The sequence below is a fragment of the Xanthocytophaga agilis genome (genome assembly GCF_030068605.1).
Taxonomy (GTDB): Bacteria; Bacteroidota; Bacteroidia; order Cytophagales; family 172606-1; genus Xanthocytophaga; species Xanthocytophaga agilis.
On record NZ_JASJOU010000021.1, the window covers coordinates 101,355 to 124,605 of the forward strand.

General features: G+C 36.8%; 13 protein-coding genes. 6 read left to right on the forward strand and 7 right to left on the reverse strand.

Annotation, left to right across the window (positions count from 1 at the left end; translation table 11 throughout):
• Positions 1-3: 3 nt before the first annotated feature.
• The 4 genes from QNI22_RS36690 to QNI22_RS36705 form a co-directional block, all read right to left on the reverse strand.
• Positions 4-915 (reverse strand): glycoside hydrolase family 16 protein, encoded by a 912-nt coding sequence (locus tag QNI22_RS36690; RefSeq protein ID WP_314519159.1) that lies wholly within the window; start codon positions 913-915, stop codon positions 4-6.
• A 447-nt stretch (positions 916-1,362) separates the two neighbouring features.
• The gene (locus tag QNI22_RS36695) at positions 1,363-1,803 is read right to left on the reverse strand and encodes a carboxymuconolactone decarboxylase family protein (RefSeq protein WP_314519161.1); all 441 of its coding nucleotides are present in this window, start codon (positions 1,801-1,803) and stop codon (positions 1,363-1,365) included.
• 175 nt (positions 1,804-1,978) lie between these two features.
• Positions 1,979-2,671, reverse strand: coding sequence for a Crp/Fnr family transcriptional regulator (locus QNI22_RS36700; protein WP_314519163.1), 693 nt, complete (start codon positions 2,669-2,671; stop codon positions 1,979-1,981).
• A gap of 983 nt (positions 2,672-3,654) precedes the next feature.
• Positions 3,655-4,869 (reverse strand): replication initiation protein, encoded by a 1,215-nt coding sequence (locus tag QNI22_RS36705; protein WP_314519165.1) that lies wholly within the window; start codon positions 4,867-4,869, stop codon positions 3,655-3,657.
• A 3,771-nt stretch (positions 4,870-8,640) separates the two neighbouring features.
• Between QNI22_RS36705 and QNI22_RS36710 the strand changes: the two genes are divergently transcribed.
• Positions 8,641-9,447, forward strand: coding sequence for a replication initiation protein (locus QNI22_RS36710; RefSeq protein ID WP_314519166.1), 807 nt, complete (start codon positions 8,641-8,643; stop codon positions 9,445-9,447).
• 463 nt (positions 9,448-9,910) lie between these two features.
• Here QNI22_RS36710 and QNI22_RS36715 read toward each other — a convergent pair whose 3' ends face one another.
• Together QNI22_RS36715 and QNI22_RS36720 are read right to left on the reverse strand one after the other, a co-directional pair.
• Positions 9,911-10,552, reverse strand: a complete 642-nt coding sequence (locus tag QNI22_RS36715; protein WP_314519168.1) for a DNA-3-methyladenine glycosylase family protein — start codon at positions 10,550-10,552, stop codon at positions 9,911-9,913.
• Positions 10,553-11,024: 472 nt separating this feature from the next.
• Entirely contained in the window at positions 11,025-11,882 is an 858-nt protein-coding gene (locus tag QNI22_RS36720) for a helix-turn-helix domain-containing protein (protein ID WP_314519169.1), read from the reverse strand.
• Positions 11,883-12,197: 315 nt separating this feature from the next.
• On the opposite strand from QNI22_RS36720, the gene QNI22_RS36725 reads away from it, so the two are divergent.
• A complete protein-coding gene (locus QNI22_RS36725; RefSeq protein ID WP_314519170.1) occupies positions 12,198-13,838 on the forward strand; it encodes an alpha-L-fucosidase in 1,641 nt (546 codons plus the stop codon).
• 296 nt (positions 13,839-14,134) lie between these two features.
• Positions 14,135-14,638: a nuclear transport factor 2 family protein gene (locus tag QNI22_RS36730; protein WP_314519171.1), complete on the forward strand. Its 504-nt coding sequence runs from the start codon at positions 14,135-14,137 to the stop codon at positions 14,636-14,638.
• Positions 14,639-14,850: 212 nt separating this feature from the next.
• Here the strand turns inward: QNI22_RS36730 and QNI22_RS36735 are convergent, their stop codons facing one another.
• Positions 14,851-16,956, reverse strand: coding sequence for an HRDC domain-containing protein (locus QNI22_RS36735; RefSeq protein ID WP_314519173.1), 2,106 nt, complete (start codon positions 16,954-16,956; stop codon positions 14,851-14,853).
• 364 nt (positions 16,957-17,320) lie between these two features.
• Between QNI22_RS36735 and QNI22_RS36740 the strand changes: the two genes are divergently transcribed.
• The 3 genes from QNI22_RS36740 to purL all read left to right on the forward strand — a co-directional run bounded on the left by QNI22_RS36740 (position 17,321) and on the right by purL (position 23,125).
• Complete coding sequence (locus QNI22_RS36740) at positions 17,321-17,944, forward strand: hypothetical protein (protein WP_314519175.1); 624 nt, start codon at positions 17,321-17,323, stop codon at positions 17,942-17,944.
• A 172-nt stretch (positions 17,945-18,116) separates the two neighbouring features.
• Positions 18,117-18,776 carry an SMI1/KNR4 family protein gene (locus tag QNI22_RS36745; protein WP_314519177.1) on the forward strand — a complete coding sequence of 220 codons (660 nt, stop codon included), beginning with the start codon at positions 18,117-18,119 and terminating at the stop codon, positions 18,774-18,776.
• Between the two features lie 644 nt (positions 18,777-19,420).
• Positions 19,421-23,125 carry a phosphoribosylformylglycinamidine synthase gene (gene purL / locus QNI22_RS36750; protein ID WP_314519179.1) on the forward strand — a complete coding sequence of 1,235 codons (3,705 nt, stop codon included), beginning with the start codon at positions 19,421-19,423 and terminating at the stop codon, positions 23,123-23,125.
• The last annotated feature ends 126 nt before the right edge of the window (positions 23,126-23,251 follow it).

The following is a 23,251-nucleotide window of genomic DNA, read 5'->3' on the forward strand; positions in this document are numbered from 1 at the left end:
CGCTTATTTCGGATGCTGGTATACCCGTACATAATCCACTTCAAAACGCGCTGGAAAGGTAGTTGCCGTTGGGTCTCCTCCGTTGTCTCCTCCCAAAGCAAGATTGAGTAAGATATAATGGGGTTGTTGAAATGGGTTTTTGCCACTTCCATCTCCATTGATGGTTTCATTGAGAAGTACTTCATTGAGGAGTTCATTGTCAACATAAAGCTGTATAGCAGTCTCATCCCAGTCCATGCGCCAGACATGAAACTTTTCAGCCCAATGGTTATCTGTAAAAGTAGATAGCTGTTTTTTAGTGGTCCTCCATTTGGCACTATACCGCTTGTTTGTTCCCCAAGCTACATTGGCGAGTAACATATCTCTATAATACTCCATAATGTCTATTTCTCCATTAGATGGCCATTCACCAGCAACACCTAGCGTCCAGAAAGCTGGCCACAGACCCGGATGGGTATCGATTTTAGCCCGCATTTCAAAACGTCCATACTGAAAACTATATAGTCCCTGCGTGTTGAGGCTGGATGCTGTGTATTCAATGGTTTTGCGACTAGTCCTCCATTCGGTACTACCTGCCTTATAGGACGGATTAAGCATTCTTTCTTTCCGCGCTTCAATAATAAGCATGCCCTTTTCACAACGCGCATTCTCGGGTTGATACCATTGCAGTTCATGATTACGAACAAACCCCTGTTCAAACTTCCAGTTCTTTGGGTTAGGAGCACCTTCCTGATTGAATTCATCCGCCCATACCAAATGCCACGTTGTATCATTTGGTATATATAGCTGGTTTATAGGCAGTAAATGAATAGGAGAGGAGGGAGGAGTTATTGTATGCTCTCCATTTGAATCGGGTGTATAGATTTTCGCTCCACTAAGTAGGATTGCCAGCAGTAAAAAAACTGATTTTTTCATAAAGGTGAAGGCTGTGAAATTATGATTTATCAATAACAGGAAAATACTTTACAAAAGTAATAGTTTGTCTAGTAACAGATGGTAGATTTTTCGGCAATGGAAGGGGGCAAATTTGGTAGAACACATTGATTTCTGCTCTTTTTATTTATTTCCTTCTAAAAGAAACTTCCCTCCACGACGGATACTTGTGACAAATAGAGTAATCCATGTTTTCTGAGAGAAAATACGCTCCAAAAGTAAATGCTAACAGTCTTGTCCTAGGCTTCTTGCAGTAAGACAGTAGGGGAGGGGGTAGCAGTTTCTTTACGTTATTAGCATTAGATGTCCACTTTATCTAGCCTCAGATTATCTTCAATTTCACGGTTTTAAGGAAAAAGTTATAAAATAAGAAACCCTCAGCCTATATAATAGCCAAGGGTAATAGTATATACTCTATGAAACTGATAATTAATGTAAAATCTCCAGATGTGTGCTCACAGCAATTCGGTTCCAAGCATTAATACTGACTACAACCATGATCAACTGGGCAATATAACTTTCACCAAATAGGTCCTTTGCCTTCTGATAGGTTTCTTCTGTAAGTCCACGCTGATGAATAAGTGTTACCTCTTCCGCAATTGCTAGAATAACCTTTTCTTCTTCTGTAAATACATCAGCCTCTTTCCATGCATTCAGCAGAAAAATCCGTTGGGCAGATTCACCATTCTTAAGTGCATCTTTGGTATGCATATCAATACAGAATGCACAGCCATTCATTTGAGAAGCTCTGATTTTAATTAATTCCTTATGTGTTTTGGCTACCTGTGTAGATGCCAGATAAGTTTCTAAACCATACATTGCCTTCCATGCAGCCGGCTGAGCTTCTTGTATTTTCACTCGTGTTTCCATTGTTTTGATGTGTTATAATGAATGATTTTATTACATTACAAAGGTCACGATACAGAGGATAAAAAAACTTAAGCTGGTTTAAGAAAGGTGATTTATTGAAAATATGTGAGAATCTCGTCTTTTTCAGTAGGCTAAATATGAACCAATTTTAATGTATTGGCTAAAGAGCTGGCTATCATATAGTTTTAACTCTTTCTTTATGCTTCTTTCTGCGGAGTTCGCTTAAATATTCAGGGGTAAAGCCCAGAAATGAAGCGAGAATTTTTTGAGGTATACGTTGAATAAATTCTGGATATTTGCCGCTAAAATAGTCATAAAACGTTTCTTTAGACATTGTAAACAGGTACTTAACCCGTAGAAGAGACGCTGCATAGGCACGTTGGTGAATGTTTTTAAAGTATCGTTCCAGTTGAGGCACTTCCACCAAGAGTTTTTCCAACTTTTCCTGTTGAATCTGCATAATTTGTGTTTTTTCAATAGTCTGGATGCTAAACTCAGATAATCCGCCTCTCTGAAATGCCATCAAATCAGTCATCCACCAGTTTTCAATGGCAAACTGTATTGTTTGTTCCATACCCTTCTCGTCAATGAAATACATTCTAAGACTACCTTGTACCACAAAATATAACTGCTCACAGGGCTGACCTTCCCGGACCAGATGTTCTTTCTTATTGTATTCGTGGTAGTTGAAATAGTTCAAAATCTTTTCCGATTCTTCAACTGAAAGAGTGACATTTTTGATAATATGACAGATAAGTGGATGGTCCATAATAAGGCGTATTTGAGAGTCAGGTATACAAACCGGACAGAAAGCGATTGTAGTAATACATTGTAATTGTTCAGCACTATCAGTCAAAGATAGTTTCAAGATTTGCTCTCTGGATTATTTCATACAGATAATTTTCGCTGGTCTGTATTTTACCTGAAACTCTATTTTACAAAAGACGGGTTGTCTTTGTTTATTTACAATGCATTGGTTGCAAATAAGAATGTACCTACCAGACGTTTTTCAGGTAATTACTAACCCTTTCAAGATCTTCCAATTTCTTTTCTAACTTCAATTGTAACTTTTGTTGTATTATCATCTTTGGTAAATACATTTGTCCAAAGAGATCTGGGATGAGTTGCGTCTACATTGCTTTATTCATCACAGAAGCCATCCAACGCCGAAAATTTCTGGAAGGGAGTAATTTGCTTGTAGTATGCTATGACCTATTCTTTTTCTCCTTCGGGTCCAAAAATAGTATACAGCCAGTAACTTCCTTCTTGAAACTCCAGCTATTTAGTAACCGCTTTCCACGGTTTAGGATACCATCACTGATCTAGCAATTTGCTGTTTGTCCACGCATCCCATACTTTATTAAGTGGAGCATCAAAGATATGCGTTACATCGATTTTGTTCCCATATTTGTCAATTGTAAAGTCGATTGCTAACTGGATAAAACGCTGGTTTCATAATGCTTTGAATTGATCCAGCCATTATTGAATGTCTTGAACCTTTGTGGTTTTCTAAATAAATAGCTTGTCTGCTACTGTCAAAATCTTCAAGAATAGCATTAGACGTCATGCATTACCTACACGGGCATCAGCAATAAAATAGTCACATGACCGGGTATTACAGTCTGGGTTTCAGGTAGTATTTACTATTGCTTTACTAGGACTGGATAAATTTCTTGCTAAAGAATAGTAATGTTAATCATTGAAAAACAAAAATACAACCAAGCACGAAAAGGTCTCGTGTTTTTTATTATCTCATATTATTCAGTTATTGGACAAACCTTTATTACAAATTCTTCCCCAAGAAACCTTATCACTTTTATAAGTTTTCTTTTGTCTTCAGTAACCACTATATTATTTTTCTTTAACTACATACCAAATATTATCAATCTTTTGTCTTTCAAAGCCATTATCCAGATAAATCTCTTTAACCCAGGCGGCAAAGTCCAATGAAGTACGTTTGCGTTTTACAGAATTCTCATGCATTTCAATCAATTCCGTTTCTGAATACGATACAATCTCATAAGATGGAGTAGGAGAGGAGGGAACCTTTGTTTTTTTCAAAAATTCAGATTTGAATTTACGATCTTCAATCCAACGAATCAACTGTCCACCAGGAGAGGCTATTTTATCTTTGTCCTTTGAGGTAGTTAGCTTATGTAATAAGAACCATACAAAGGCCTCTGAAGCTTCAAAACCATCAGTATCCATATATAAGGCATCAGAGATACGCCTTATACCTTTAGCATCAATAGGGAGAGCTTCAAGGGCGTCAATAAGTTTTGCAGAAATTCGTAGTGGTTCAAGAGGTAAAACGGTAACAGAACCACTTCGGCGGATAAATGTCCAAGCCAATGTTTTGTTTCCCTGTTTAACAGGATCACCAAACTCAAAAGCACAATCTGTCTTATCAATCTCAGGTTTAACAACCTTTTCAAGGATATGGCGTTTAATATCTTTCGGATTAGGATAAGATTTGATATCCTTTAGTAAGCAATTACGACATTCTTCAACTGTAATTTGAATCTTAACTGTATCTGAAACTGTACTAGTTTTTGCCATACGGGATTCTTCGTAACGAAATCGTGCACGAAGCATCCAGTAAAAACGTACAGTACGCTCATCTTTAAACATTTTGAGCGTAGCCAGATCAGCTGGAGTATAATTATCAATCAGATTAAGTAGATATTCTTTTACATCAGGATGAAACTGGCATAAAAGAAATCCTGTACCACTATCATGGTCACATTTATCTACAATAGAGCGAAGACGGAACCGTTTCCTATTTGGGTTCATGGGATCAACAGGAGCAATATCGATTACCTGTGATTTTAAAGCAACTGCAGCTTTTTTTAGGTGTTCATAACTATCGCCATCCTTACGTGGCAAAATCTCGGAGAGGGGAATACGCCATAAAGGGAATTCAGTATCTGTCCGGTTAATGCGTTCAAGCATTGAAATAAAGATTTTGCTTTCAACGCTCCCCATTGCAAATGGAGCAAAAATAAGATTATTATGCTGGCGAACCTCCTTGGGTTTGGCAGAAAAAATTTCTAACTGCTGTTCCATGGAGCTAAAGTAAACAAATACTAGGAAAAACAAAAACAAAAAATTCCCAGTACTCTCTTATATAACCTGTCTAAATTTATTTTAGAGATTGTCTTCCATAATTAATAAATGCTGCTAAGGCATTTAGCATTACATATGAGAGATGGATTCTCCTAATTTTCAGTGAGTAATCTATGATTATGTGTCTCTAAATACACTTGGACAGTTATACAATCGGATTGTTGATCATCTTTACAACTATTCTGGATACTTTCTTAGTAAAAGTTGTCAATATTCTTGATTCTTGGAGAGAAGCTTCTGTCTGCACCTAATTACTCGTGAACTATTTTTTACAATGACATTGTAGTATGTCTGATCGACAAAGAAAGAGGGTTTTATTTACAACATTTTTCCTTTGGGCATTATCCAAATCATTTTTGTTAGCATGCATAGTTGAGTGGCTAAAATTCATAGCACTTGTCTAGCCACGGTGAATTATGTAAAAGCGCTAATGTGCTGTACATATTTATTCACCCATATGAACCAGCAGAGGGGTAAGCATTCTAGTATAATCTAACATCAGAATGATACCTATGGATTATGAGTATATAATAGTAAATCACTAGTCTTTAGATATGTTCAACCATTATTTAGCTTTTTTGTACTGGGAGAGATTCCACGAAACAATAATGTTCTTAGGTTGACGTAAATGAAAAAGAATAAAAGCTTCGTGTATTTTCTCCCAATATTTCGTGCTTTTCCTCCCAGTTCGTGGAATTTATCCTAGTACAAGAAATAACAACGTGTATTCTCTCCTATAGCAACGTGTATTTTCTCCTAGTAACCCTAATATGTTCGTGGTTTTTCTCCTATTCCTTCGTGCCTTCTCTCCTAGCATATACATATAAATAACTTATAATCAAGTACTTAGTCTGGTCTAATTAGATAAACTAGAAAAGAACTAGACTAACTTAGCCTTAACCAAAAAGGGTTTGGGTTAAAAAAATAGAACAACTGGGAGAAAAACCACGAACTTTAATACAAATTTGAAGAAAAATCTAAACTAGAGTTAGAATCCCCCTTTTTGCGCGTGCCCCCCTTATAGCTTTAGATAAAACAGAGCTAGATTAGTAAATCTATAACTTTCAGAATAGTATTCTATCTGCCTTAAAATTAGATCATTATTGAATTTTAAGAAGTCTGAATTGTAGATCAACAACGAGATAACTTTTTTGTTATTATCGAATTACTTGTTTTGCGAAGCACAAACTAGGAGAGATTCCACGAACGCAAAAAGTTTTTATGGCTAAAAAAAAATACAAGGCTATCTCTATGAAGATCTTTAGTAAACTAGTTTTGATAATAACTATCTGATTATGAGTTGCTTATTGTGAAAGCTGATTTTTAAGCTATTCTGGAATTTCTCCCATTACTTCGTGTATTTTCTCCCAGTTGGTTCGTGGTTTTTCTCCTAGTAGTCGTAATGACTGATTTTTTAGTAGAGTAAAGAAGGACTTTTACTCACTTGAACTTTGCATTTTATATATTCTAATTAAATGGAATTTCGTGGTTTTTCTCCCAGTATTGAATTTAAGACAATTTTATTTACTAAAGTTTATTTGTAAGAAGCATTATTACTCTAAGAGAATACTTTTTTCATTTCTCAGCTTTATTCGGTAATTGATATTTTGGATGTACTAGGAGAAAAACCACGAACCAACTGGGAGAAAATACACGAAGTAATGGGAGAAAATACACGAGAGCAAGGTTTGTTCAATTATGAGTACTGGGAGAAAAGCCACGAAGCTTATTCTTAAAACAATCTTAAAGGAAAGACAAACAAATAACTCGGTCTAATTGCACTTTGTTATCAAATTGAGTGAAGTATCCGAGAATCAAGTCAAAATTTGGTAAAAATTCACTTATGAATATAAATTCGAATTTCTCATCTAAAAATTTAGCTACTGGAAGATGGTGTTTTTTGTTCTCTATAGCTGGCAACACTGGCAGAATTCCAATCAAAATTAGAGTGGTGGTTCTTTCTAAAGTCTTCTTATCTATATTTAGCGAGAAGATTATTACTGCTAATTTTTTAAAATGCTTATAATCAGATTTTTATAATTTTTTTATATTTATTAATATTTGTAAGATATTAATAACCAACTGTTTATAACTTGAATATTTGTTAGAAAGATTTTATCAACCGAAAAAGCACAAGTAGTCACCTAAGAAAATATAAAGGACACATTTTAGGTTGCGTTAATAAAGTGCACTTTATATTAGATTGAAATAACAAATCCAGGATAGGAGTGAATAGATAGGGCAGAGCCATTAATAAGCAGCCTATTTGAGAAGACTAATTTTGCAATCAACCTTGGATATTTATATTAAACTAAACAGTCACTCTATGTAAACCCTGATCCCAAAACGTTTTATCAACAATAGTTTTATTATTCTGATAGGTCTTAAGTAAATCTAGTCCTTTACGAAAGAACTATACGCTTTATACTATAATTCTTAGTTTTAATATTTTTCACCTTGATTGCTTGTCATCGGAGAAAAAGCAAAAGGATTAGCAACAGAACAATCAACCTTTTATCTTCTATAAGCATTGTAGATGAGTTGTTTCCGAATCAAAACCACACTTTTTCATGTTCTGGAGCAATACCTTAATATTCACCTACTACGTAGTAGATAGTACCCAATTCTTCGGAGGCCGTAATACCGATTGAAAACAAAATATCTTTTTATAGCGTTTGGGCTTTCGGTCTAATAATTGTTCTACCAATGGGGTCTGTCCATTGCATAAGATGAACAAATGATGTTTAACGCAGAAAAAACAATAACTGATCCAATAAACTTTCCTTACGACTGTTTGCCTACAAATTCCCGATCTGCAATTAATAGCGCTATCCGGTCTTTGCCTACCAAACCTGTGTATTTGCCAGCGAGCTTCTACAGAAGAATTCTCACTGCTGTTTTCAAACAACTTTCAGCAGAGTGGAATGACTACCTGTACAGTCTTTGCTGTTAGTATCAGGACCTGATATTTGTTAGAGTTTTATTCGGTTGTGTCTAAGTATAAGACTATTTTTTCTTTGGGAGTAAATAAGTATAGAAGCAGAGACACTTGATCATAATTAAGTCCGATATCTTTGAAAAAAGCCTAATCAATGGATTCATTACTTTGCTGATTATTGAAATGAGTTGCTTACTGCACTAAGCTGTACTTTTGTACTCTTGAATTGAAAATGAGATTTTAAAAGAGATTAATCCGGGACCATGCGGTAGCCATAAAAGTGGTAACTAAGTACCTAAAATGCTAAATCAGACCAACAGGGCATATTAGTAGATCAAAAGAAGTAGAGTTGCTAATTAAGATATGTTCAAAATTAGAAAATGTGGATAATTAATATTAAGCCGATTGTTCCTCTATTATCTTTTAAAAAAGTTGCTGTTTGTGTTGAGAATAGCACGTTAAGTGATTGGTACGTATTGTAATTTGTAAGGTAGAGGTATCAGTGAAACTTTTATTTACCATTAGGGTATTGATCGAAGTATACCTACTTCGCAGTTCATTAGATCAAAGTGGAATCTGCTTTCGGCTGAGAATTATAATTTGTTGGTCTTGTTTCTTGAAGTGGAAGATGATTAAAATTTGTGGCTTTATTTTAGTTTTCTACTACGACTACGAAATTTCGTAGTCGTAGTCGTTAATATTCTTGAAAAGAAACTTGTGCAAAAGACATAAATGTGACATTTTTGATATAAGTATTAAAGTTATATAAGTGTATGGCAAAGATGAATACTAGCAAAAGGCAGAATAAAGCTCAGCAACTTCCCTTATTTTTACCCAAACAATCTATACAGGGTTCGGGTAGTGGAGAAATTGAAGGTAGTATAGATGACATTGATAGTGAAGAGATCAAACAGTTTAATAATTTGGTGATTGCACAACATGATATGAACCTATATGAAAGACGAATTTTTATATCAGTCCTTAAAAATTTGCCCGAGATAAATGCAGAAGATCCTATTCAAAAGGATAGCTTTTCAGTATGGGTCAATATTCACCAGCTTATAGGAGAAAGTGAATTAGCAGGACAATCTGCTTTTTCAGAACTGAAAAAGGCAACTCAGCTACTTATTAAGCATATATGCAAAATAGATATGGGTAATCGCGTTCTGCAAATCGCATTACTCAGTTCGGCAGAATACTACAAACGAGAGGGAAAAATAGAACTTCGGTTTGATGTCAAATTATTACCATATCTACTACGTATTAAGAATGAATTTGAACCTCAATATCTTTCTGAGTTAATGCAGTTTCAGAGTCGATATTCTCAATGTTTTTATGAATTGTTTAAGCGAGAATCTCGTAAGGGTTCTGTAGTTTATATAGAGTTAGTAAGACTGAGAACTTTATTAGGAATAGAAGAGATTTATGAACGTTATAATGATTTAAAACGAAAGGTAATCTATCAGGCCCAAAAAGATCTTGTACACTATGCGGATGTCGCATTCAGATTCGAAGAGAAAAAAGTAAAAGGAAAAGTTGAAGGTATCTATTTTTATTTAAATCAAATGTTAGGCGGATAATTAATGAAAAGTTGACATATATTTACACTTCATTATTGTATAATTAATGGATTATGTGTATATGTCCCTTGTATTCATCGCCAAAGCTATGGACAAATTGGCTTATGATACCTAGGTAACACTAGATCATAGTCAGATGAGTCATTGAACCGAGATGCTGGGAGTTTTCGCGATGAATTACACAATTTCTATATTTAAAAGCTAAAGTTAGATCTAATGAAGGTTTATCTTTGTTCGATCTAATCAAGAAGCCTGTGAGGAAGTTATGCGGAATCAATCCAGCTTTGCTTATCTAGTTTACTGATATTCAAGCTTATGCCCGCCAAGCGGAAGAGCTATTGCCATTTTTTAATACCGCAGATTTTTCTAGAGACTTAGCTGTGATTTATCCAGTCTCAAATTTGAGTTAGTATCATTGCTCTCTTCATAGTATAGAGGCACTACTGTTACCTGGATTAGACATTCATCTGATGTTAGACAAGTAATAATGCCATAGCATCATGCAGGCTATTGATCGGAACGGTTTCCATTTTTCACTAATTTTGAGAATTTCTTCTTTCGAAGCAGATGAAGCAAGTTGTTTCAGAGACTTTAATGCATTGCTTGCTGCTAGATCACCCATCGGAAAAATATCTGCGCGTTTAAGTGCAAACATTAAATATACATCAATGGTCCAATTTCCAATGCCTTTCAAACCTATAAGTGATTGACGCACCTGATTGTTGGACATTTTTGCAAATTGTTCAAGAAGAATCTTTTTGTCTTTGACTTCCTGAGCTAGACCTCTTATATAACCTATTTTCTGCCGGCTGACAAAACAAGCTTTCATCTGTTCGTCAGTAAGGAGAAGAACAGTTTCCGGCATGATCCTCTGTGTTTTCTCCTTAAGTTTGTTTAAAGCAGCTAAGGCAGAGGCCAACGAAACTTGTTGCTCAAGGATAATATGTACAAGTGTTTCAAATGTATTTTCCCTTGTCCACATTGGAGGATAACCATTGATATCCAAAATTGTTCTCAGATCCTTATCCTGATCTGCTAAGTACTCACATAGCTGGTGATAATTCTGAAGGTTGAAAGTTATTGATTCTTCTACAGAGGGTATCATTTTCTTTTGTAATCATTTTTATATGTATATTCCACAAAAAATAGTATAATGTACAGATTTAATAATAACAAAAGTGGATTTGGCTAAGTTCTCTTTTTTATTCTAGTCAAATTTTTACAACAAAAATGAAACACATGTATAAGTGGAAGATTAGTTCACTCTTTAGTCATGAGTGGATATCTGACTTATGACCATAGCAATAGAAAATAGATGTAAAAAATAATAACATATATATGTAATAATATCATTCGTTTTGTAATTTATGTTATGTTAAGTAGAAAACGATAAGATAAAAATGTCGATGTTTCAGAATCATTTCTCAGTTCCTTTAAAAACTGCATGGGTGAAATATATCTTGTCAATCCACTTATCAAGTCGTCAGAGGACACTTTGAATATATAGCTGGAAAATGGGCGAAAGCGTATAAATGCAGCAATTAGAATGGAGACTGCAAATTATTAGATTGTAATTGTTAAAATTGGCGATTTGCTTTGTATTCTCCAGGCGTTTGACAGGTATTTTTTTTAAATATCCGGTAGAAATACGAGATAGTTTCAAATCCGGTCTCAGCAGCAATTTCAGAAAAGGGAAAATCTGTAGTTATAAGTAGAAACTGCGCTCTTTCAATACGTTTTTGCTGAATATATGACAAAGGTCTCTCACCTGTATACTGGTAAAACAATCTCGAGAAATAATCCGAATTAAGACTAACCCGTTCAGCCAGATCTTCTACTGTCAGTGGCAATTGCAGATGTGTCTGAATATAACGAATTGTCTGAAGAACCTTTGATGGTATGTTGGCTGCATTAACCGGTTGGTAATTTTCTAGTCCCAAAAAACGGGCCAGAAACTGCAAAAGAATCCCTTGTGTTTCGACATAGGCACATAATGGTAACAACTGATTCTTTTCCTGAAACCCCTTCAAAATAGGTTGTTTTTCGTATTCTTTCGGATTATCTGAACTTTGTAATCCCCGGTTTGGATTTAGCTTTAGTATTCGTTGAAAAAGGATATAATCTGTGTCAATGGCCGGAATCTTAAAAATTTTGCGGTTTGAGTCGAATAAAGATGTCCCATCAGCACTCTCTTCCATAAAATGCAAATAATACTGATTCAGATAGTTTGTACAAAAGTGATTACAAATTGTAAAGCTGGGAATCAAATACAAATACCCACTTTCAAGGGAATATTCCTTTGATGCATTAAAAACCGACCCTTCTCCCTGAACTATCAGATACAATCTGTAAAATGGACTAATAACATTTTGGTAGTTCCAGCTTTTATTCAATTTGACATAATCTGCATTTAGTAAAGAAAAGTTCGATTTCAAGGTCATTTGTAACAGAAAGACAGTTTTAGAAACAGACTCATGTTTAGTAAAGATAAGTAGAAAGTCGGATTTGTATATAGTAATGTCTTATTTGTATACCAGAAAGCACCAAACCCCATCTATCTTTGTGAGAGTAAGTTGTCCTATGTCCAATCTCAAACAATCCATAGGACGCACCTTTTGGTAAACTTGTCTTCTCCAACTGTCAGACCCTATGTCTGGTATGATCAAGAGAATACAGTATATATCATTATGTGAGAATAGTAGGACAGTAATTAAATAGTTTATATAGTTAAGAAGTTAATCATCTGGAAAATGAAACGAAGAAGTGTCATTAAAAAACTGTCAGGAATAGTTCCCTTTATAGGAATGGCTCAGCCTCTTCAGGTTAAAGCAACGAATCTATTGCAAAAAGATTCTATTGCGAAAGGACCTTTTAAACCAAATTGGGAGTCTCTGCAACAATACAAAGTACCCAAATGGTACACTGATGCAAAGTTTGGCATATGGGCTCACTGGGGTCCACAATGTCAACCAGAAGCTGGAGACTGGTATGCAAGAGAAATGTATATGGAAGGTACCTATAAATATAAATTTCATCTGGAAAAATATGGACACCCTTCCAAGTTTGGATTCAAGGATGTAATTCATGAATGGAAAGCTGAAAATTGGGATCCTGAAGCGCTTATGAAGTTGTATAAACAAGCGGGAGCACAATACTTTGTTGCCCTGGCAAATCACCATGATAATCTGGATTTGTTTAAAAGTAAATATCAATCATGGAATTCACTAAAAGTTGGTCCAAAGAGAGATATCATTGGTGAATGGGAGAAGGCAGCCCGCAAAGCTGGCTTGTACTTTGGAGTCAGCGTCCATGCGGCCCATGCCTGGAGCTGGTTTGAAACGACACAGCGTTCCGATAAGTCCGGGCCTTATGCAGGAGTAGCCTATGATGGAAAGCTTTCGGCTGAAGAAGGAAAAGGAAAATGGTGGCAAGGATTAGACCCTCAGGAATTATATGCCCAGAATCACCCTTTAAGTGTAAACAGTCTGGATAATGGTCAAATCCATAAGCAATGGAATTGGGGAAACGGAGTGTCTGTGCCGAATAAAGCATACTGTGAAAAATTCTTTCTGAGAACTATCGATCTGATTGATAACTATTCTCCGGATCTGGTTTATTTCGATGACACCGTTTTGCCTCTTTGGCCTATCAGTGACGCTGGGTTACGAATTGCCGCGCACCTATATAACAAAAGTATCCACGAAAAAGGATCTTTGCAGGCAGTTATCAACGGGAAGATCCTTGATGAAAAACAACGCCAGTGTATGGTTTGGGATATAGAACGAGGTCAGAGCAATACCATAGAGCGTTTTAGCTGGCAGACTGATACGTGTATTGGAGGATGGCATTATGATAGATCTTTATATGAAAGGCATGGTTATAAAAGTGCCCGTACAGTTATCCATACATTAATAGATGTAGTTAGTAAAAATGGTAACCTTTTATTAAGTGTTCCTATTCGTGGAGACGGTACAATTGACTCAGATGAACGGGCAATAGTAGAAGAGATAGGGCAATGGATGCAGAAGAACAGTGAATCTATTTACCAAACTAAGCCTTGGAAGATTTTTGGAGAAGGACCAGCTATGGATCAGGCGGCGCCCCTCAATGCTCAGGGATTCAATGAGGGCAAAGGTAAACCTTTCACTAGTGAAGATGTCCGTTTTGCTATCAAAGGAGATATTCTCTATGCAACTCTTCTAGGCTGGCCTCAGACAGGAAAAGTCTCAATCAAAAGCCTTATACCCTCTGCATTCAGACAAATACAAAAAATCACCTTGATAGGTACAGGGGAAGAACTTGTATTTGAACAAAATCAGGATGGGACACATATAACTTTTCCTGAATCAAAGCCTGATTTATCCTATGCGAATGTATTGAAGATAAGTTAACCGTGATTTAATCTTGTTATTTTCTGCTAGCAACAAAAATAGTTACTGGACGAAAAGAACAAGGTTATCCAAACAGAAGAACCAGATTCTATACACTTTAGATCCATTTCAGACCCTGTTCAAGAGTTGAAAAAATAACTCGCTGGGTTTGAATACTTAGCTTCGGTATAAGTTATAAGGAACTTCGTTGATGGACTTGTTAGCTGCTAAACTACCAACTATATTTATCAGTTAAATGGCAAAACATTTCACCACCATACTGGATAAATCACTTTAACCCAAATCTTCTCAAAGTCATGAAACTAACACCTTTCAGAATTATTGTATCCCTTTTGATATTACTATCTGCTTTTCAGGTGCAGGCACAGACTCCTGTAACCAGTGCAGCCGATCCCGAAAAATTATTTACCAGTTCTGACACCAGATTACACAAAAACAAACAGGTCGTCTATCATATAGTAAAAGACCTGTTGGAATGTAATCATTGGGAGCTTGCAGACAAATACATCGCAGAAGATTACATACAGCACAATCCGAATGCAGCTAATGGCAGAGAAGCAGTAGTGAAATTTTTCACCAACGTTTTAAAGGTGAAACCCTCTCCTATACCTGACAAAATGAAAAGTAAAGTAGTATCTGTGGTTGCAGAAGGAGATCTGGTAACTGTAGCCTTTGTTAAAGAAGAAAAGAATCCAAACGATCCTGGCAAGACCTACACCACTACCTGGTTTGACCAGTGGCGTATAGTAAATGGCAAAGCGGTAGAGCATTGGGATGGGGCAACATTATTTGCCAAGTAAAACATAAGTTAGAACCAGAGAAAGCTATACATCTACAGTACAGCTATTTACTATTTAGCGAAAAAGTCTGTCTACATATACTTACTCTGTTTCTAATTGTGTTGGTAAGCACTCAGTAATATATGTTGATTATTCTTGAACAATTCACATACCTTACTGATTACTTTCTCTTATCATTAGCTTGTTTTTATCCACTACCTTTCAAAACACTTTTAGAAAAATAATTCATTTTCACCAAGAAAGCTTCCTATCATACGTATCAGCTCGCTTCCAAAGTCTGTTGCCTTTAGCTGACCAAAATTTTTTATTTGTGATAACTGACTTAATGATCGGGGTAGTTTCTTGGAAATTTCTCGTAAAACTGAATCTGACAGTATAGTATATTCTGGTACATCTCGTTGTAATGCTATTTCTTTACGCCAACTAACCAATTGTTCATAAAGGACAGGATTTGTAATTTCGACTTCCTTAGGCTGCGTTTTTTGTGCAGAGTTATGTGATACAGGTTGATAGGTAATAACTATCTGCTTTACTGCATCCAAAATATTCTTAAAGGAGGATGCAGCTGGCAAGTGAGTAAATGCTGTTATCTTTTCATCCAGGGCAACCAATAAGTGATTCATAACCGGGTATATATCCAAAGAAAGGTCGTCCAGACTCTGGTCTGCATACATCTCATGAACTATTTGCCTTAACATAGTAACTTTTGCCAGGAAATACGCTGCTGCTTTTCGTAGGCGATTCAGAATAACTTCTGACTGCCAAATAGTAGCATAACTGGGATCAGCAAGTAGAATTGACAAATCCTGTTTGACAAATTTGTTAGCCACCTGTATAACCTCCTGATTTAGTGTTTTATTTGCATTTGTTGCTTTACTCTCAGAGAGATCATTTTCAATTAAAATACTTTGAAACAGTTTAAACGATTGGCTTATAAGCGAAAAATCAAATAAGTCGATCAACTGTTGCTTGTCTGTTTCAGTGATAACTTTATCTAAAAAATCCATATCCGGCTTTTCATCCAGCGCTTTCTTCATAAAACGGACAATGAGTGGATCACAGATTATATTCTGCTGCCGAACAGGATCTTTCAAAATGAGACCTTCCAAACTTCGGCAACGGCTAAGTGCCACATACGTTTGACCATGAGCAAAGGCGGAATTGACATCGATGACTGCCTTTTCAAAGCTTAGCCCCTGACTTTTATGAATAGTAATAGCCCATGAAAGCCGTAAAGGAAACTGGGTAAATGAACCAGTATTAGACTCATTAATCTGACCTTCTGTTTCCGAGAGTGAATATTTCACATTGTGCCATATTTCCGGATTGACAATAAATTCTGAACCATCATCCAGAAAAGTTATCCAGATACGTCCCTGCTCAATACGGGCAATACGACCAGACCGGCCATTATAATATTGCCTTTTTCCAGATGTGTCATTTTTGATGAACATAACATGAGCTCCTTCTTTGAGCACCAACTCCTCTTCCGCTGGATAAGCTTCTCTGGGAAAATCTCCTGTAATGACTGCCTTAAAAATGTGTGCTTCCCCTTCTAATTCTTCCAATCGCATCTGGTTAATATCACTTACCAGTTTATTGTGGGTAGAAAGAGTAATGTGGTCTTTTACCTGATCAGCATTGAGTGTAGCAGAATACCGAGTATTCAACACGGCGAGTAAATCGGTAGAAACATTCCCGCTTCGGATACTATTGAGAATTTCAATAAAGGCCGGATTATTTTGTCTATATACCTTGTCTAACTCAAAGGTTAAAAAAGGAGATTGTTTAAAAATACGGCTATTAAAAAAATAGGGACCTTCATAAAACGATGACAATACCGGCCAGTCATTCTGGTAAACAGGTGGTAACTGATAGGGATCTCCTATCATTAACAGCTGAACACCACCAAAGGGTCTGGTAGAGCCTCTCACCTGACAAAGGACAGAGTGTATATAATCCAGTATATCCGCTCTGACCATACTTATTTCATCAATGATAAGCAAGTCCAGACATTTCAATAACTTTGCCTTTTCCTGATTAATCTGTTTGATTGAAGTTGTAGTAAAGGCTTTTTCCTGATTGGAAGGCAGTAACGGACCAAAAGGAACTTGAAAGAAGGAATGTAATGTTACCCCACCTGCATTAATAGCTGCAATAGCAGTCGGTGCGACAACTGCCATACTTTTTGATACATTTGCCCGGATGTGATGTAGAAAAGTAGTTTTGCCACTACCAGCCTTACCCGTTAGGAAAATAGGTTGGTCTGTATTTTCAATAAATCTGAGAATAAGTTCATGAATCTGATCTAATATCATAGCTGTAGATATTCAAAGAAGTTGCCTTGTACAATTTTAAATAGGCTGTCACAACCCAACATATCCCTTTGTCTCCTTTATGAAATAATGTAGACAATCTCTTAATTGTATGTATTTTATCGTTTTGTCTGCTTGTATATCTTCCATCCTGGTAGGAGACTACCTAACCAACCGCGAAATAAGCTCATTTAATTTTTAGTTTCATTTTATTTAAGCAATATTCCTTTGTAACAAACATTTCATTTTGGGGAATGCAATTGTTCCATAAGAAATTCTTGAATATATTGAAATTGTTTAGACTGCTTTTATAAAGCAGTGAAGGTATATTTTAGTAGTTATTTTTTAGTTAATCAGCTAGCAACCAGTGAAACAGGAAATCATAAACCGTATACAACAATTGGGAGGGAATACGGAAAGAGTAAAAGGTCATTCATTAAAGGACGATATTTTGTCAATTACTTTTAACACTGTTCTATACCAACGACCCATAGATACTCCATGGCAAAAGGCAGAAGAAACTGAGCCTATTATAGGAATTGGAAGCTACATAAATGCAAACCAGGAACTTTTTCAGCAGAATAAGCAAGCTTTTTATGATAAGATAATCGATCACTACTATCGTATTATACAGGAAGGACATGGGCAGGCGTTCTGGAGCCCGCAATTATTTACCCCATTTAGAGAAGGTACGGATGATTTCACTGAATGGAATGATTGGTTTCAGGAAGAGGAAATAGATCTAAGTGAAGTTGTAAAGCTTACAAATGTTTCAGAACCCGATTTTATAGCCTTACTACATAGTTATGGTTTTCCTGATAGCTATTATATCTGCCTGTCAGACCCTGATCCGGAAAATCCTACCTTGTTTGGAACAGATCATGAAGTTTTCTTTTCAGAAGTAACAAATGAAGGTAGTCTTGAGGATTTTTTAAATGCTTGCCTTACCAAAGAAGAGTTAATAGAACTGATAAGAAAACGCATGGAATAGCAATTTTATTTTTCTATAGTGAAGAAACTACCAAGAAAACAATATAGATACACCCACTCATGCAAAAGAACTCTTAGTAATGAATTACAATACTAAATAACCAGCCATAGGGATGATAGTTGTACCCGACTTAGTAAAGAGATTTTTAGAAGAGCCAGTTCTGGCGGAAAGCATGTGTCTTCCTCAAAACTATCCTAAACCGGATACGTTTGAGTGTTTTCAGGCAGGCTACAGGTATGATACTATCACACATAAGAGTTTAGTAGGAACTAATGAGGGGGATTTTAACAAGAACTGGTATGTAATCTGTTCCAACTACTTTGATGACCCTTTTTATGTGGACTTTTCAGAGAATGACAAGGAATTTCCGGTATATTTTTCATGGCATGGAGCCGGTAACTGGATGCCTGTAAAAGTAGCAGAAACATTATCAGAATTTTCTAATTTCCTGACAATCATCAAGAATATAGAAGCTGACTCACAACAAGCAGTAAAATATCTTGAAGAACATAGTGATCTTACCAATGAATTCTGGAAGGAGGTCTATGTGGAATATCTGGAAAAAGCTGAGGAACCTATTAATGAACTGCAAATAACAGACAAATCTGAATGGATTAAAGGAAAGGTCATTATCACAGACATTGGAAAAGATAAACTGAAGTTAATTCAATTCATCAAGGATCAATTGAACCTAACACCTCAACAGGCATTAGTCGTAAGTAAACAGGGAGAAATCGAATACAAAGAAGGGTATTTGGCCCACTTGAAACACATAGTTAACCAATTAAAGGCAATGGGTGCTACTGCTATATTCAGGCCCGACCCAGTTTAATGAGGCATTGGTTTTATACTCAGACTTCGTGTAAATGTGTGAAGTTAGTCAATATCTAACTTTGTATCAGGAGAAGTTTTTCTGGTAGTGGCAAAATGATCTGAAAGATATAAGAGGCCAAGACTGGCCTCTTATATGCTACGAGTCCTTGTTATTATCAACGTTTATTCCACAACACGCTTTGTGGCAAAACCAGTCTTTGTCTGTTACGCATTTTTGCAATTGCAGGCTGAATGAAAACCTACAATTGCAAACTCATGTAAACAACTTTAGAGAACTAAAATTACTAGGTCGCAAAGTAGAAAGTTAAAGTCATACCAGATGGCTGATAGGTCAGACAAAAAAGTGGACATATAACTAAAAGTGGACTATTGAGACAAAGATGAGTGTCATTACCTGCTAGCTATTTTTCTAAATACACTATAATCCTTTACTGTATCTTCAATCAAACAATTTTGTAGAAATAGAAGTCATCTTTGGTATGAACTCATAATTAATCCCAGATAGAACTTTATTAGCAGTTATAAATAAATGATGAACTTTACTACTGCTATTTTGGGTTTACCAAAAAACAACCAATATATTTCTTCTTTAGCTACTGTTTTAAAATTTTAGCAGTAGATTTGCAGTTTCGAAAAAAGACCATGATTTATTTCTTTCTAAGTCAACCTGCGACCGTTTACACTTTACAAGTAAAACGGCAACTTTCTGCAACTGATATCCAAAAACTTGAATGGCTCTTTGGCGGAGCCAGCCTCCAGCAAAAAGAAGCACTTGAGGGATTTTATGTTGGCCCAAGAGCTGCCATGGTGACTCCCTGGAGTACCAATGCAGTGGAAATCACCCAAAACATGGGACTGACAGATATCGTCAGAATTGAGGAGTTCAAAAAAGTAGATGAAGACTTTGCAGACTTTGATCCTATGCTTTCCAGAAAGTATAGTGGGCTTGATCAGCAAATCTATACGATCAATATAACACCGGAACCTGTTCTTGAAATAACAGATATTGCAGCCTACAATAAACAGGAAGGACTTTCTCTGAGTGAGGACGAGGTAGAATACCTTAACTCTCTTGCTGTCAGACTTGGAAGACCTCTCACCGATTCAGAGGTCTTTGGTTTTTCTCAGGTAAACTCCGAACATTGCCGTCATAAGATCTTCAATGGAAGATTTATTATAGATGGAGAAGAAAAACCTGTTTCTCTTTTTAAATTAATTCGTAAAACCTCTGAGGAAAATCCAAACGAAATCGTTTCTGCCTATAAAGATAATGTGGCCTTTATCAAAGGACCTGTTGTCGAGCAGTTTGCTCCCGGCCGTTCGGATGTTCCCGATTATTATACAACATCTGATTTTGAATCCGTAATATCCCTGAAAGCAGAAACTCACAACTTCCCTACTACAGTAGAACCGTTTAATGGGGCTGCTACGGGTTCAGGAGGTGAGATCCGCGACAGACTTGCTGGTGGACAAGGGTCTCTCCCACTGGCAGGAACCGCCATTTATATGACAGCTCTTTCTCGTTTGGCAGAGGATCGTCCATGGGAACGTAGTGTGGAAGAAAGAAAGTGGCTATACCAAACTCCAATGGATATTCTGATTAAGGCATCTAATGGAGCTACTGACTTCGGAAATAAGTTTGGCCAACCACTTATTACGGGTTCGGTTTTAACATTTGAACATCAGGAAGATGGCCGTAAACTGGGTTATGACAAAGTAATAATGCTGGCCGGTGGTATTGGTTATGGCAAAGCCAATCAGGCTAAAAAACATAAACCTAACCCTGGAGATAAAATCGTTCTTCTGGGTGGAGACAACTATCGTATTGGCATGGGTGGTGCAGCTGTATCTTCTGCCGATACAGGGGAACATGGTAGTGGTATTGAACTCAATGCCGTTCAGCGTTCTAATCCAGAAATGCAGAAACGAGTTGCCAATACGATACGCGCTATTGTAGAAAGCGATAATAATACCATCATTTCTATTCACGATCATGGTGCAGGCGGTCACTTAAACTGTCTTTCTGAACTTGTAGAAGAAACCGGAGGTAAAATTGACCTCAGTAAGCTACCTGTTGGGGATCCTACCCTTTCTGCAAAAGAAATTATCGGAAACGAATCGCAGGAACGGATGGGATTGGTTGTCAGTGAAAAAGATATAGAAACACTACAAAAAATAGCTGATAGAGAACGTTCTCCTATGTATGTTGTAGGAAATGTGACTGGCGATCATCGGTTTACTTTTCAATCAGAAACCAGTGGAGCTAAACCTATAGATCTTGAACTGAAGGATATGTTTGGCAATTCACCAAAGCTGGTAATGGAAGATCGCACAGTGAAAAAAACCTATCAGCCTATAACATATGATCAAAGTAAATTCAACGAATACCTCGAACAAGTACTTCAGCTGGAAGCTGTAGCTTGTAAGGATTGGTTAACAAACAAAGTTGACCGATGTGTAGGTGGCCGGGTAGCCAAACAACAATGTGCAGGACCTTTGCAGTTACCTTTGAATAACTGTGGCGTAATGGCACTGGATTTTCAAGGCAAAGATGGAATTGCTACATCAGTAGGACATTCGCCACTTTCTGCACTGATTGATCCGGCAGCAGGTAGCCGTAATGCCATTGCAGAAGCATTGTCAAATATTGTGTGGGCTCCTATCAAAAGTGGATTAAAAGGTGTGTCCCTATCCGCAAACTGGATGTGGGCCTGTAAGAATGAAGGAGAAGATGCTCGCCTGTACAAAGCAGTGGAAGCCTGTTCGGAATTTGCCATTAAGCTGGGAATCAATATTCCTACAGGGAAAGACTCACTTTCCATGAAGCAGAAATACAAGAATGATGAAGTAATTGCTCCAGGTACTGTGATTATTTCTGCTGTAGGTCATTGCAATGATATTACACAGGTAGTTGAACCGGTACTACAGAAAAATGAAGGTGCCATATACTACATTAACCTTTCAGCAGATACCTATAAATTAGGTGGTTCTTCATTTGCCCAAATAGTGAACCGGATTGGAAATGAAGCACCTGATGTAGTAGACGCAGCTCAATTTAAGAAGGCTTTTGATACAATTCAGGAGCTGATTAAAGCAGAACTGATCCAGGCAGGACACGATATTGGAAGTGGAGGATTGATTACCACCCTACTGGAACTATGTTTTGCTGATCGTGATCTGGGTGCAGAACTTGATCTGAGCAGTCTGGGTGAAAAAGATTTGATTAAATTACTTTTCTCAGAAAATATTGGTATTGTTTTTCAAGCAACAGAAGGAGAAGAAAAACGTATTGAAGCTACTCTCAGTGCAGCTAATGTTTCATATCATAAAATTGGTCGTGTAACCTCTCTGCCTAACCTGGTAATCACAGTAGAAGGAGCACAAACAGTGCAATTGGATATTAATCAACTGCGTGATGTATGGTTTAAAACCTCTTATCTGCTTGACCAAAAACAAAGTGGTCCTGTAAAGGCAAAAGAGCGGTTTGATAATTACAAAAACCAGCCACTACACTATACTTTTCCATCTCAATTTGATGGAAAGAAGCCAGTGATTGATCCTACAGTTCCTCGTCCGAAAGCAGCTATTATTCGTGAAAAAGGAAGTAATTCTGAACGCGAACTTGCCAATGCTCTCTACCTTGCAGGTTTTGACGTGAAGGACGTACATATGACTGATTTGATATCTGGCCGTGAAACGCTGGAAGACATTCAGTTTATTGGTGCTGTTGGTGGTTTTTCTAACTCTGACGTTTTAGGATCTGCTAAAGGATGGGCGGGAGCATTCTTGTATAATGAAAAAGCGAAAATGGCTTTAGAGAACTTCTTTAACCGTCCGGATACCTTATCAGTAGGTGTTTGTAATGGGTGTCAGTTGTTTATAGAGCTAGGTCTAATCAATAAAGACCATGCAGAGAAACCTAAAATGCTACACAACAAAAGTGGCAAACACGAAAGTATCTTTACCTCATTAACAATACAGAAAAATAAATCTGTAATGTTGTCAACATTGGAAGGAGCTACACTTGGTGTATGGGTATCGCATGGAGAAGGAAGATTCCAGCTACCATACCAGGAAGATAAGTATCAGATTGTTGCCAAGTATGCCTATGAAAACTATCCAGCGAGTCCGAACGATTCAGACTTTAATACAGCTATGTTGTGTGATGAAACAGGCCGCCATCTGGTCATGATGCCACACATTGAGCGTTCATTGTTCCAATGGCACTGGGCAAATTATCCAAAAGGCCGCAAAGATGAAGTAAGTCCATGGATGGAAGCATTTGTGAATGCAAAAAAATGGATAGATGTAGTGAATGCACAAAAAGTTAAACAGGAAGTTTATTAATCCGGTTTAATTGAACATACATAATAACAAAGCCTCCGAAATTGGAGGCTTTGTTATTTTATCTATCCCCACCTCTGACATTATGTATAAGAAGCAAAGAGTTAGTAGATTCTCCATGTAGATCAC